At 36.5% G+C, this 12,710-nt stretch carries 13 protein-coding genes; all 13 read left to right on the top strand.

Going from position 1 to position 12,710, the window contains the following annotated elements; all coding sequences use genetic code 11:
* Nucleotides 1-48 precede the first annotated feature (48 nt).
* The 13 genes from J2772_RS13170 to hisIE all read left to right on the top strand — a co-directional run bounded on the left by J2772_RS13170 (nt 49) and on the right by hisIE (nt 12,388).
* Nucleotides 49-861, top strand: a complete 813-nt coding sequence (locus J2772_RS13170; RefSeq protein ID WP_089734318.1) for a 2,3,4,5-tetrahydropyridine-2,6-dicarboxylate N-succinyltransferase — start codon at nt 49-51, stop codon at nt 859-861.
* Between the two features lie 30 nt (nt 862-891).
* Nucleotides 892-2,061 (top strand): glycosyltransferase family 87 protein, encoded by a 1,170-nt coding sequence (locus tag J2772_RS13165; protein ID WP_209917368.1) that lies wholly within the window; start codon nt 892-894, stop codon nt 2,059-2,061.
* 3 nt (nt 2,062-2,064) lie between these two features.
* Nucleotides 2,065-2,994, top strand: coding sequence for a glycosyltransferase family 2 protein (locus J2772_RS13160; protein ID WP_209917366.1), 930 nt, complete (start codon nt 2,065-2,067; stop codon nt 2,992-2,994).
* Nucleotides 2,995-3,771, top strand: coding sequence for a polysaccharide deacetylase family protein (locus tag J2772_RS13155; RefSeq protein ID WP_209917364.1), 777 nt, complete (start codon nt 2,995-2,997; stop codon nt 3,769-3,771).
* On the top strand, nt 3,768-4,865 hold the full coding sequence (locus J2772_RS13150) for a glycosyltransferase family 4 protein (protein ID WP_209917363.1): 1,098 nt from the start codon (nt 3,768-3,770) through the stop codon (nt 4,863-4,865). Before J2772_RS13155 ends, J2772_RS13150 begins: the two co-directional genes overlap by 4 nt.
* 247 nt (nt 4,866-5,112) lie before the next feature.
* Nucleotides 5,113-5,970 (top strand): ATP phosphoribosyltransferase, encoded by an 858-nt coding sequence (gene hisG, locus J2772_RS13145; RefSeq protein WP_209917361.1) that lies wholly within the window; start codon nt 5,113-5,115, stop codon nt 5,968-5,970.
* 166 nt (nt 5,971-6,136) lie between these two features.
* Nucleotides 6,137-7,414 (top strand): histidinol dehydrogenase, encoded by a 1,278-nt coding sequence (gene hisD / locus J2772_RS13140; protein WP_209917359.1) that lies wholly within the window; start codon nt 6,137-6,139, stop codon nt 7,412-7,414.
* Between the two features lies 1 nt (nt 7,415).
* Complete coding sequence (gene hisC / locus J2772_RS13135) at nt 7,416-8,441, top strand: histidinol-phosphate transaminase (RefSeq protein ID WP_209917357.1); 1,026 nt, start codon at nt 7,416-7,418, stop codon at nt 8,439-8,441.
* Between the two features lie 2 nt (nt 8,442-8,443).
* Nucleotides 8,444-9,538 (top strand): bifunctional histidinol-phosphatase/imidazoleglycerol-phosphate dehydratase HisB, encoded by a 1,095-nt coding sequence (hisB, locus tag J2772_RS13130; protein ID WP_209917354.1) that lies wholly within the window; start codon nt 8,444-8,446, stop codon nt 9,536-9,538.
* Nucleotides 9,539-9,755: 217 nt separating this feature from the next.
* The gene (gene hisH / locus J2772_RS13125; protein ID WP_209917353.1) at nt 9,756-10,337 is read left to right on the top strand and encodes an imidazole glycerol phosphate synthase subunit HisH; all 582 of its coding nucleotides are present in this window, start codon (nt 9,756-9,758) and stop codon (nt 10,335-10,337) included.
* Complete coding sequence (gene hisA, locus J2772_RS13120; protein WP_209918032.1) at nt 10,337-11,059, top strand: 1-(5-phosphoribosyl)-5-[(5-phosphoribosylamino)methylideneamino]imidazole-4-carboxamide isomerase; 723 nt, start codon at nt 10,337-10,339, stop codon at nt 11,057-11,059. The genes hisH and hisA overlap by 1 nt, the downstream gene beginning before the upstream one ends.
* The gene (hisF, locus tag J2772_RS13115; protein WP_209917351.1) at nt 11,052-11,804 is read left to right on the top strand and encodes an imidazole glycerol phosphate synthase subunit HisF; all 753 of its coding nucleotides are present in this window, start codon (nt 11,052-11,054) and stop codon (nt 11,802-11,804) included. The genes hisA and hisF overlap by 8 nt, the downstream gene beginning before the upstream one ends.
* Nucleotides 11,801-12,388, top strand: a complete 588-nt coding sequence (gene hisIE, locus J2772_RS13110) for a bifunctional phosphoribosyl-AMP cyclohydrolase/phosphoribosyl-ATP diphosphatase HisIE (RefSeq protein WP_209917348.1) — start codon at nt 11,801-11,803, stop codon at nt 12,386-12,388. The genes hisF and hisIE overlap by 4 nt, the downstream gene beginning before the upstream one ends.
* Nucleotides 12,389-12,710: the final 322 nt, after the last annotated feature.

Here is a 12,710-nt window from a genome sequence, read left to right as displayed (position 1 = left end):
TTGTATCTTTGGCGGGTATAATTTTTCAAACTAATTTAAATAAGAAACATGTCGTTACAACAAACTATTGAAAACATTTGGGATAATAGAGATTTATTACAAAATGAAGACAGCCAGAAAGCGATCAGAGAGGTGATTTCTTTATTAGATTCCGGAGAACTTCGTGTAGCTGAGCCTACGGAAAACGGATGGCAGGTAAATGAATGGGTGAAGAAAGCAGTAGTAATGTATTTCCCGATCCAAAAGATGGAAACTATTGAAGTAGGTCCATTTGAATTCCATGACAAGATTCCTTTAAAGAAAAATTATGCGGAAAAAGGAGTAAGAGTGGTTCCTCATGCTATTGCCAGAGAAGGTTCTTTCGTAGCTTCTGGAGTAATTTTGATGCCATCTTACGTAAACATTGGTGCTTATGTAGATTCAGGAACAATGGTAGATACTTGGGCTACAGTAGGAAGCTGTGCACAGATCGGTAAAAACGTTCACCTGAGTGGTGGTGTAGGTATCGGTGGTGTATTAGAACCATTACAGGCAGCTCCGGTAATTATTGAAGATGACTGTTTCATCGGTTCAAGATGTATCGTTGTAGAAGGAGTGCACGTTGAAAGAGAAGCAGTATTAGGTGCTAATGTTGTTTTAACAGCGTCTACAAAAATTATAGACGTAACAGGCAGCGAACCTATCGAAATTAAAGGAAGAGTTCCTGCTCGTTCTGTAGTAATTCCAGGAAGCTATACAAAACAATATCCAGCAGGAGAATATCAGGTTCCTTGTGCACTGATTATTGGTCAGAGAAAAGAATCTACAGATAAAAAGACTTCTCTTAATGATGCATTGAGAGAAAATAATGTAGCTGTTTAAGATTAAGGTTTTAAACTAATACCACTTATTTTGAAAGAAAAATTTCTTAAAATACTATTAAACCCTAAATATATATTTGGGGTTTATATTATTGTAGCCATTGCTACTGCACTTTCCAAATTCTCAAGAGGATATCAGGCTATTAATAATTACTTGATTTTCAAGGGTGTTTTTTTCAATACTATTGATGAGAAAAACTTGTATTTAGCATACCCTGAGCGTTATGGTGATACGAACCATTACGGTATCTTTTTCAGTTTACTTATTGCTCCTTTTGCGGTAATGCCGGACTGGCTGGGAATTGCTCTTTGGAATGTTGCCAATACAGCTGTTTTTCTGTATGCAATTCACAAGCTTCCATTTTCGGATGCTAAAAAAGCCCTTTTTGCATTATTGTGTCTGCAGGAATTCATCACTGCTGCGGTGAGTTTGCAATTCAATATAGCCTTGGTAGGGCTTTTAATGCTATCAGCAACTTTCATTTATGAAAGAAAAGAAGTACAGTCGGCTACAACCATTGTGGTAGGGATTTTTGTGAAAATTTATGGAATTGTAGGATTGTCACAGTTTTTCTTTATCAAAAATAAAGTCAAGTTTATTCTTTCAGGAATTGGTATTGCCATCCTGTGCTTAGTGATTCCAATGATCTATTCCAGCCCTCAGTTTGTGATTCAGAGTTATTCAGACTGGGCAACGTCTCTGATTTCAAAAAACAATGATAATCAGGTTTTAGGAAATATGCAGGATATATCATTAATGGGATTTGTAAGAAGGATTTTGGGTGATGCATCCATTTCCAATCTTAGCTTTTTAGCTTTTGGTGTTCCTTTATTTGCATTGCCATATATTAGAATCAAGCAGTATAAAAACTATGCGTTTCAATTGATGATTTTAGCTTCTACATTACTGTTTTTGGTATTGTTCAGCTCAGGTTCAGAATCGCCAACGTATATTATTGCAGTAGCAGGAGTAATGATCTGGTTTACCCTTCAAAAAGAAAAAACACCTTTCATTATTGGATTGTTGGTATTTGTTATCATTTTAACCTGTTTTTCACCCTCAGATTTATTCCCGAAATTTATCAAGCAAAATTATATCATTAAATATTCTTTGAAAGCCGTACCTTGTATCATCGTTTGGTTGAGAGTTATTTACGAACTAATGACCAAGGATTTCGAAAAGGATTACACTTTAAATTAATGTATGAAGAAAATTTCTATTGTCATTCCTGCGCATAACGAAGAAGATAATGTTGCCTTAGTTCATGAAAGAATAAAAGAAGTTTTTTCAGGGCTGAAGAATTATGAGTTTGAAATTATTTTTGTTAATGACGGAAGCAGGGATACTACGCAACAGAAGTTGGAGGAACTGTCACAAAAGCATAAAGAAGTAAAATTTATTGAGTTTTCCAGAAACTTTGGACACCAGCCAGCAGTGAAAGCAGGAATGGATTTTGCAGATGGAAATGCTGTGATTTCAATGGATGGCGATCTTCAGCATCCGCCGGAACTCATCCCCGAAATGCTTAAGAAATGGGAAGAAGGGTATGACATTGTATTTACAGTAAGAACCTATCCAAAGCAGATTTCCTATTTTAAAAGGAAAACTTCAGATGTATTCTATAAGCTTTTATCCAGTCTTTCCGATGTGAATCTTACCAAAGGTGGTGGTTCGGATTTCAGATTGATGGATGCCAATGCCGTAGAAGCCATGAGAAGCTTTAAAGAAGATGATCTGTTCTTAAGAGGATTAACCAGCTGGATGGGCTATAAACAAATCGGGATCGATTTTACAGCAGGAGAAAGACTGGCAGGAGAGAGCAGCTATAACCTTAAAAAGATGCTTAAATTTGCTTTTACGGGAATTACGGCTTTTAGCGTAAAACCTCTTTATTTAGCAGCTTATCTGGGCTTTTTATTCTCTTTCTTTTCAGTGATTGGATATGCCGGATATGTTATCTATGCATTTGTTGTCCGTACTGAAATCTCTGGTTGGGCATCATTAATTATGACCATTGTGTTCTTTGGAGGCATTCAACTGATTATCCTGGGAATCATTGGTATTTATTTAGGTAAGATCTTTAAACAGGTTAAAGAAAGGCCTAATTATATTATAAAAAATAAAAATTTTTAAATGGTTTTATTAAGTTTTGATATCGAGGAGTTTGACATGCCTTTGGAATATAAAGGCGAGATCTCTTTTGATAAACAAATCTCTATATCTCAGCACGGACTTGAAAATATTTTAAATATTCTTAAAAAACACGGAGCAAAAGCTACCTTTTTTTCTACCGTGGTCTTCGCAGAAAACAGCAAACATCTTATTGAAAGATTATTAAATGAAGGGCACGAGCTGGCTTCTCACACATGGTTTCATTCAGAATTTGAAGATAAACATCTGAAGGAATCAAGAGAAAGGCTGGAAGAATTATTCTCCACAAAAGTAACAGGTTTAAGAATGCCGAGAATGATGCCTGTAGATGAAAAAGAAGTAGAAAAAGCCGGATATTCATACAATTCATCCATCAATCCTACATTTTTACCCGGAAGATACAACAACCTTAAAGTATCAAGAACTTACTTTAAAGAAGGAAATGTAATGCAGGTTCCCGCATCAGTATCCCCGAATTTCAGAATTCCTTTATTCTGGTTGAGTTTTCACAATTTCCCTTTAGCAATCTATAAAAAACTGGCTGCTGATGTGTTGAAAAAAGACAAGTATCTGAACATTTATTTCCACCCTTGGGAGTTTTCATCTATTAAAGACGAAGCGTTCAAACTGCCAGGTTTTACGGTGAAAAATTCCGGAAAAGATATGGTGGAAAGATTTGATACCTTTGTAGGATGGCTTAAAGAAAAAGGCCATACCTTTGGTACCTTTCAGGAATTTCAAAAACAGATACACGCATGAAAATTGCTTTTGACGCAAAACGTTTTTTCCATAACACATCCGGGCTGGGCAATTATTCAAGAGATCTGGTAAGAATTCTTTCTCAATATGAACCGGACAATGAATATCTGCTGCTCAACAAAAACAAATCTGAGCGTGGAAAAGATATTCTTGCCCGTCCCAATGTTAAGTTTGTGGAAACTTCAAAAGGAAGCCTTTCACGGCAGCTTAAAATGGGAAAAGATGCTCAAAAACAGGGTGCTGATATCTTTCATGGCTTATCCGGTGAACTGCCTTTGAAATGGGAGCAGAAACCCATTAAAAAGATTGTTACGATCCATGATCTGATCTTTGTAAGATATCCACAGTATTATTCCTTTTTTGACCGTAAAATACATTTATGGAAGTTTAAAAAAGCAGCTGGTATGGCTGATAAGATTATTGCGATTTCAGAGCAGACCAAAAGAGATATTATTGAGTTTTTAAAAGTACCTGAAAGCAAAATTGAAGTTATTTATCAGGGCTGCCATCAGGCATTTAAAGAACAGCAGTCTCCGGAACAGATCCAGGCTGCCCAAGAGAAATTCAAACTTCCGGAAAGGTTCATTCTGAATGTAGGAACCATTGAAGACCGTAAGAACCTTCTTAATGTGGTAAAAGCAATCAAAGATACCGGAATTCCGTTGGTAGTGGTAGGAAGAAAGACCAAATACTATCAGAAAATAGAAAGCTTCCTGAAGAAAAACAAGATGGAAAAGCAAGTGCTGTTTCTGGAAGGAGTTTCTATGGATGAACTGGCTGCAATCTATAAAATGGCTGATGTTTTTGTGTATCCAAGCTTCTTTGAAGGCTTCGGAATCCCTGTTATAGAAGCGCTTTTCTCGAAAACGGTAGTGGTAACAAGCAACACGAGCTGTCTGCCGGAAGCAGGTGGAAAAGACTCGGTATACATTGATCCGAATAATAATCTTGATATCAGAGCCAAGATAAAATTTTTATGGGAAAATGAATCCGAAAGAAAACGCCGTGAGGAAAAGGGTTTCGAGTTTGTTCAGAAGTTTAATGACGAATCCATTGCAAAGAATCTGATGAATCTTTATCAAAAAATTATCTGAAAAAACTTTGCATTTTAAAAATAAATCCTACATTTGCATCATAATTCAATACAATGAAACCAATTTTTTTAGCATTACATCATTATTATCATCATCTCTGTTAGGCGGAATTGATTGATATATGTTTATGCTAAAATCAAAAATAATTAAAACCGTCTGAGTAAATAGACGGTTTTTTTGTTTCCTGAATTCTCCTCAGAAATTTCAACAGATCAGTTTTTATTTACTCAGACCCAAAAAAGACGAAATGAGTAAATTAAAAATTGCGATTCAAAAAAGTGGCCGGCTGTACGAAGAATCCCTGCAGCTTCTCAAAGACTGCGGAATCTTTGTCAATAACGGAAAAGATCAGCTTAAAGTTTCGGTAGATAACTTCCCGATGGAAATCATGTATCTGCGAAATTCAGATATTCCTCAATACCTTGAAGATGGAGTGGTGGATGTTGCTATCGTGGGCGAAAATCTTTTAATTGAAAAACAAAAAAAGATTCAGATTGTTGAGAAACTGGGCTTTTCAAAATGCCGTGTATCCATCGCTGTTCCAAAAGAAATTGAAACCGATGATCTGGCTTACTTTCAAGGCCGAAAAATTGCCACTTCTTACCCCAATACCCTTAAAAATTTTTTAGAAAATAAAGGTATCATTTCAGATATCCACGTTATTTCCGGTTCCGTAGAAATTGCTCCCAATATTGGGCTGGCAGACGGAATCTGTGATATTGTAAGCTCTGGAAGTACTTTGTTCAAAAATGGATTGAGAGAAACGGTAACTTTATTGAAATCAGAAGCCGTTCTGGCTCAGACCCCTCAGCTGTCATCTGAGAAAGCAGCCATTCTTGATAAATTTCTTTTCAGAATTAACGCTGTTTTAAAAGCGAAAAACTCAAAATACATTCTGATGAATGTTCCCAATGATAAGATTCAAAAAGTGGCAGATGTGCTTCCGGTGCTGAAGAGTCCTACAGTAATTCCATTGGCAGAAGAAGGCTGGAGCAGCATTCATTCTGTAATTGATGAAGAAAGATTCTGGGAAGTTATTGATGAACTTAAGGAAAACGGAGCACAGGATATACTCATTATTCCTATTGATAAAATGGTGATTTAAAGAAGTATAATAACTGTTAAGAAGAGTAACGAACGGTAAAGTAAAATTAAGATAAGTTAAGTTTTATAAATCTGAATAAAAGCATGGCACTTAAAACAGCTTCACTTATAAGCTTAATGGTTAAAAAAATTAATAATTCAATTCACACTAAGAAAAAATAATACAGATGAAAATATATCGATATCCAATAAAAAATACATGGACAGAGCTGGTGCAGCGTCCTGTTTTTGAACGAGAAGAAATTTCCGGGCTGATTGCCGAGATATTTGCTGAAGTGGAAAACAACGGTGATAAAGCCTTAATAGGGTTCAATAAAAAATTTGATAAAGCTGAAACCAAGAGTATTGCTGTTACCGAAGAAGAAATTAATAATGCAGAAAATGAGCTTAGCAATGATTTAAAGCAAGCCATTCAACAGGCGAAAGATAATATTTTTAAATTTCATGCTTCTCAAAAGGCTGAAATCCAGAAAATTGAAACAACAAAAGGAGTCGTTTGCTGGAGAGAAAATAGAGCGATAGAAAAGGTGGGAATTTATATTCCGGGAGGCACAGCTCCTTTATTTTCAACAGTACTCATGCTTGCTGTACCTGCTAATATTGCAGGATGTGAGGAAATTATTCTTTGTACACCACCAGACAAAAGTGGAGCTGTTAATCCGGCGATTTTATATACAGCCAAGCTTTGTGGAGTTTCAAAGATCTTTAAAACAGGAGGTGCGCAAGCAGTTGCAGCAATGACTTTAGGAACTGGAAGTATTCCACAGGTGTACAAGATTTTCGGTCCCGGAAATCAATTTGTGGTGGCTGCTAAAGAATATGCCCAACGCTATGGAGTGGCTATAGATATGCCGGCGGGTCCAAGTGAAGTTCTTGTGATTGCTGATGAACAAGCGGTTCCTGAATTCTGTGCTGCTGATTTGCTTTCACAGGCAGAACATGGTAGTGACAGTCAGGTAATTTTTCTAACGATTGATCTTAAAGTTTTTAATGAAACGATTAGTGCTGTTGAACAACAAATCAAAGACTTACCAAGAAATGAAATGGCCGGAAAAGCTCTTGAGAAAAGCTGCTTTATTTTGTTGAACAGTCTTGAAGAGGCCGTTGAGTTCAGTAATTTATATGCTCCGGAACACCTTATTCTGGCGATGGATGAATTTGAAAAATATATTCCCATGATTCAGAATGCAGGTTCGGTATTCCTTGGAAACTACTCCTGTGAAAGTGCCGGAGATTATGCCAGCGGAACCAATCACACCCTTCCAACCAACGCCTATGCAAAGAACTACAGCGGTGTGTCTCTGGACAGTTTTGTAAAGAAAATCACCTTTCAGCATTTATCAAAGAAAGGTCTTCAGAATTTAGGAAAAACAATAAAAATAATGGCAGAGGCAGAGGGACTTCTGGCTCACAAAAATGCAGTATCAATAAGATTAAAACGATAATATGAACACATTTAGTATCAATACATTAGTAAGAGAAAATATTTTAAAATTAAAACCTTATATAAGTTTCAGAGATCATAATGAATTTAACGAGCCCATTTATTTAGATGCCAATGAAAGCCCTTTTGGAGAATGGAACCGTTATCCGGATTCTACTCAAAGAAAGCTTAAAAACAGCTTAGCTGAGCTTAGAAGCCTTTCTCCTGCACAGATAGCTGTTGGAAATGGAAGTGATGAACTGATCGATTTGATTATTAAGATTTTTTGTGAGCCTAAAAAAGATGCTATCCTGATGATGAATCCTTCTTTCGCCATGTATGGTTTTTATGCCACCATCAATGAAAACAGGGTTTTACAACTGGATCTGGATGAGAACTTTGAGATTGTAAAAGAAGACTTTTTAAAAACAGTTAAAGAAGAATCTATAAAGGTTTTCTTTCTGTGTTCCCCGAACAATCCAACCGGAAACAGCACAGAAGATATTGAATTCTACCTTCAGAACTTTGATGGAATTGTAGTGGTAGACGAGGCTTATATTGAATTTTCCGGAAAAAAATCAAGTCTGGAGCTTCTGGCTCAGTATCCTAATCTGATTGTTCTTCAGACTTTTTCAAAAGCCTGGGGAATAGCAGGAGCCAGAGTAGGTGTTGCCTATGCTTCTGAAGAGATAATCCAGTTAATCAATACTGTGAAGGCGCCTTACAATGTCAATGCGTTAAGCCAGGAACTGATTCTGAATGCACTTGAAGATGAAAACAGATTAAAAGATAATGTTCGTGATATTGTTGCTGAACGAACATGGCTGCAGGATCAGTTTAAAGATACTGACTGTATTACTAAAGTATTTCCAACAGATGCTAACTTCTTTTTAATCAAACTAAAAGATATTGATAAAGTATATGCAAAAATGCTGGAACAGGAAATATTGACAAGCAGAAGAGATCCTGCTATTCCGGGATGCATCAGGATTAATGTAGGAACCCGTCAGGAGAATGAAAAACTGGTTAATCTTTTAAAAAACATATAAGGATGAAAAAAGTATTGTTTATCGATCGGGACGGAACCCTGATTATTGAACCTCCCACTGATTTTCAGGTGGACTCACTGGAAAAACTGGAATTTTATCCCGGTGTTTTCCAAAATCTTTCAAAAATTGCCAATGAACTGGATTATGAATTGGTGATGGTGACCAATCAGGATGGGTTAGGAACAGACGGTTTTCCTTTTGAGAACTTTATTAAACCTCATGAAAAAATGCTCAGAACCTTTGAAAATGAAGGCGTCATTTTCAGTGATATTCTGATTGATAAAAGTTTTGAAAGTGAAAATCTGCCCACCCGGAAACCGGGCACAGGAATGCTGGCAAAATACATTTATGGGGACTACGATCTGAAAAACTCCTATGTAATTGGTGATCGAAGTACAGATATTCAACTTGCTAAAAATTTGGGATCTAAATCTATTTTTCTAAACCAAAACTTTAATCAAGAAGCGGACCTGGCCACAACACAATGGAGTGAGATTTATCAGTTCTTAAAGTCTGAAATTAGGAGAGCCAAAGTCTACAGAAAGACCAATGAAACGGAAATAGAAATTGAAGTCAATATCGATGGGAAAGGCCAGTCTGAAATTTCAACAGGACTTCATTTCTTTGACCATATGCTGGATCAGATCGCGAGACACGGAAATATGGATCTTACCATCAAAGTAAGCGGAGACCTTCAGGTAGATGAACACCACACGGTTGAAGATACCGGAATTGTATTGGGCGAAGCCATTTTAAAAGCCTTAGGAAAGAAAAAAGGAATTGAAAGATATGGTTTTCTGCTTCCAATGGATGATTGTCTCTCACAAGTAGCCATTGATTTCGGAGGCAGACCTTGGCTGGTCTGGGATGCAGAATTTAAAAGAGAGAAAATAGGAGATGTTCCTACGGAAATGTTCTTCCACTTCTTTAAATCATTCACTGATTCTTCAAAAACCAATTTAAATATTAAAGCAGAAGGAGAGAATGAACACCACAAGATAGAATCCATCTTCAAAGCTTTTGCAAAAGCCATGAAAATGGCGGTTAATCAATCGGATGCTAACTATAATTTGCCTTCAACCAAAGGGAGTTTATAAGTGAATTTAGTTTAAAATCAACCCTAAATATTTAACCATTAAGAAAATTGAATATTTTAAGATAAGGTAAGGCTCATCAAAGATGAATAAGTATGCTGCTGAAATACATAGCTTCAGCTATGATCTTAATGATTCTTAATTACTTAAAAATTCTTAATGGGTTAAAAATAATTAAAAAAAGATATCAATCAGTTCATTTACAATTAAAGTAAAACTTATGATTGCAATAATAAAATATAATGGAGGCAATGTAAGCTCCGTACAGAACGCTTTAAACAGGCTAAATATCAGTTCAGTCATTACTGATGACCCTGAACTCATCCTGGGAGCAGATAAAGTTATTTTTCCCGGTGTAGGTGAGGCTTCCTCAACAATGAGACTCTTGAAGGAAAGAGGTTTGGATGTCCTTATCCCAACATTGAAACAACCTGTTTTGGGAATATGCCTGGGAATGCAGCTCATGTGCAAAGGAAATGAAGAAGGAAATACAGAAGGAATGGGGATTTTTGATATCAGTGTCAAAAGATTCCCTCCTTTGGAACTCGTTCCTCATATGGGATGGAACACGGTTTCAGAACAGAAGTTTTCATTATTTTCTGGAATTGAGTCCGAAAATGATGTTTATTTTGTTCACAGCTATTACTGTGAATTGTCAGAATATACCACTTCGGTTTGTGATTATATTCTTCCGTTCAGTGCTTCTCTGCAGAAAGATAACTTTTATGCGGTTCAGTTTCACCCGGAAAAATCGGGGAGTGTAGGCAGTCAGGTATTAAATAATTTTATAAACTTATCATGATGAAGATTATTCCGGCTATTGACATTATTGATGGAAAATGTGTGCGTTTATCCAAAGGAGATTACAGCACCAAGAAAATATACAATGAAGATCCTGTGGAAGTAGCCAGAGAATTTGAGGATTTTGGCGTCCGGTTTCTGCATCTGGTAGATCTGGATGGGGCAAAATCAAAGCATATCGTGAATCAGAAAGTATTGGAAGATATTGCGAAATCAACTTCATTACATATTGATTTTGGGGGTGGATTAAAAACTTCAGAGGATATTGAAACAGCCTTTAATTCCGGGGCACAGCAGATTACGTTAGGAAGTATTGCTGTACAGGATCCAAAATTCTGTCTTACTATCATTGAAAAGTATGGTCCGGAAAAAATTATTCTGGGAGCGGATTGTGAGAACAGAAAGATTAAAACCTCCGGTTGGCAGGAAGAAAGTGATAAGGATATTATTGATTTTATTCTTGAATATCAGAAAAAGGGAATTCAAACCACGATATGCACGGATATTTCAAAGGATGGAATGCTGGAAGGCCCTTCTACAGAGCTCTATATCGAAATTTTATCTAAAACTTCATTGCAGCTGGTGGCCAGTGGTGGTATCTCAGGGATTAAAGATGTTTATAAGATGAAAGATATAGGATGCTCAGGAACAATTATCGGAAAGGCTATTTATGAAGGAAAAATAAGCCTGCAACAACTTCAAAATTTTATTGAAAATGCTTAAAAAAAGAATTATTCCATGTCTGGATATTAAGGATGGAAATACCGTAAAAGGAATCAATTTTGAGGATCTGAAAAAGGCTGGAGATCCTGTAGAATTAGCTAAAAAGTATGAATCAGAAGGCGCTGATGAGCTTGTTTTTCTTGATATTACAGCTACCATTGAAAACAGGAAAACCTTTGTGGAGCTGGTACGGAAAATAGCTCAAGAGTTGAGCATTCCATTTACCGTTGGCGGCGGCATTGCCTCTGTGGAAGATGTAAGAAAACTGTTGGAAGCAGGAGCAGATAAGATCAGTATCAATTCTTCTGCAGTAAAAGACCCGAAGCTCATTTCTGAGCTAGCCAGTGAATTCGGAAGCCAGTGTATTGTAGTTGCTATAGACACCAAAAAAGTAGGTTTAACTAATCTGGTTCATATTAAAGGCGGAAGAGAAGCCACAGAGCTTGAAACTTTAGAATGGGCAAGGAGAGCAGAAGCTTTGGGAGCAGGTGAAATTCTGTTAACCTCTATGGATGGAGACGGAACCAAAAACGGCTTTGATCTCAACATTACAAAACTGGTTTCAGAACGGGTAACAATCCCTGTTATTGCTTCTGGTGGTGCCGGATCTGCAGATGATTTTATTAAAGTGTTCAATGAGACTAAGGCTACAGGAGCTTTGGCAGCCAGTATATTCCATTTTAATGAAATAGGAATTCAGGATTTAAAAAAACAATTAAAAAATCTAAAAATAGAAGTACGATGAAAATTAATTTTAATAAAGATAACGGGCTTGTTCCGGTAGTGATTCAGGATAACCGGACGTTGCAGGTTCTGATGCTCGGTTATATGAATGAGGAAGCTTTTGAAAAAACACAAAAAGAAAAACTTGTCACATTTTTCAGCCGTTCCAAAAACAGACTCTGGACAAAAGGGGAAGAATCAGGTAATTTTTTAACCGTAAAAAGTATTGATGTCGATTGTGATCAGGATACGATACTGATTAAGGTTATTCCCACGAATGTAGTATGCCATACCGGGAGTTTCAGTTGCTTTGGTGAAAAGGATTCCAAAGGCTTTTTATATGAGCTGGAAGAAAAGATATCTCAAAGGATTGACCGTAAGGCAGATGCCTCTTATACCTATTCACTGTATCAGAGAGGGATAAATAAAATGGCTCAAAAAGTAGGAGAGGAAGCTGTAGAATTAGTTATTGAGGCTAAGGATAATAATGATTTACTCTTTAAAAATGAAGCGGCCGATCTCTTATACCATTTACTGATCTTATTAAAAGCAAAAGGATTTTCGCTGGAAGAAATTGAAGAAGTTCTTCGAAACAGGAATCAATAAAGCCTTTGAATTTTTTCAAAGGCTTTTTTTGTGGAGAAAATATAACACGACAGGTTCTGTCGCAATGCCGTAGTAGATTTGTAGGACCAATGAAGGATCATAGAGTCGCAATGAAATTTCCTGATGGTTGGAAATAATTCATATTAAATCACATTAACATGACTTGCGTGAGCTAAAAAAAGTTAAATTTGTGAAAATTTTAAAAGCTAACTATTAAACTCAAAAAAAACACGGGAATGAAAAAGATTTATCTCAGTGCATGTACTGTATGCACCATTCTGGGGCTATCTGCCCAGGAAGTTCTCTGGCAAAAAGACATCAA

The sequence above is a fragment of the Chryseobacterium jejuense genome, from assembly GCF_017877355.1.
GTDB classification, from domain to species: Bacteria; Bacteroidota; Bacteroidia; order Flavobacteriales; family Weeksellaceae; genus Chryseobacterium; species Chryseobacterium jejuense_A.
The sequence above is the reverse complement of the archived record's forward strand: the minus strand, read 5'-3'. Positions and strand labels throughout refer to the sequence as shown.

What these genes read in the sequence shown, in the direction of transcription:
- J2772_RS13170 (WP_089734318.1), top strand. Translation starts at nt 49, where the DNA reads ATGTCGTTACAACAAACTATTGAAAACATTTGGGATAATAGAGATTTA.
- J2772_RS13160 (WP_209917366.1), top strand. Translation starts at nt 2,065, where the DNA reads ATGAAGAAAATTTCTATTGTCATTCCTGCGCATAACGAAGAAGATAAT.
- J2772_RS13155 (WP_209917364.1), top strand. Translation starts at nt 2,995, where the DNA reads ATGGTTTTATTAAGTTTTGATATCGAGGAGTTTGACATGCCTTTGGAA.
- J2772_RS13150 (WP_209917363.1), top strand. Translation starts at nt 3,768, where the DNA reads ATGAAAATTGCTTTTGACGCAAAACGTTTTTTCCATAACACATCCGGG.
- hisG (WP_209917361.1), top strand. Translation starts at nt 5,113, where the DNA reads ATGAGTAAATTAAAAATTGCGATTCAAAAAAGTGGCCGGCTGTACGAA.
- hisD (WP_209917359.1), top strand. Translation starts at nt 6,137, where the DNA reads ATGAAAATATATCGATATCCAATAAAAAATACATGGACAGAGCTGGTG.
- hisC (WP_209917357.1), top strand. Translation starts at nt 7,416, where the DNA reads ATGAACACATTTAGTATCAATACATTAGTAAGAGAAAATATTTTAAAA.
- hisB (WP_209917354.1), top strand. Translation starts at nt 8,444, where the DNA reads ATGAAAAAAGTATTGTTTATCGATCGGGACGGAACCCTGATTATTGAA.
- hisH (WP_209917353.1), top strand. Translation starts at nt 9,756, where the DNA reads ATGATTGCAATAATAAAATATAATGGAGGCAATGTAAGCTCCGTACAG.
- hisA (WP_209918032.1), top strand. Translation starts at nt 10,337, where the DNA reads ATGAAGATTATTCCGGCTATTGACATTATTGATGGAAAATGTGTGCGT.
- hisF (WP_209917351.1), top strand. Translation starts at nt 11,052, where the DNA reads ATGCTTAAAAAAAGAATTATTCCATGTCTGGATATTAAGGATGGAAAT.
- hisIE (WP_209917348.1), top strand. Translation starts at nt 11,801, where the DNA reads ATGAAAATTAATTTTAATAAAGATAACGGGCTTGTTCCGGTAGTGATT.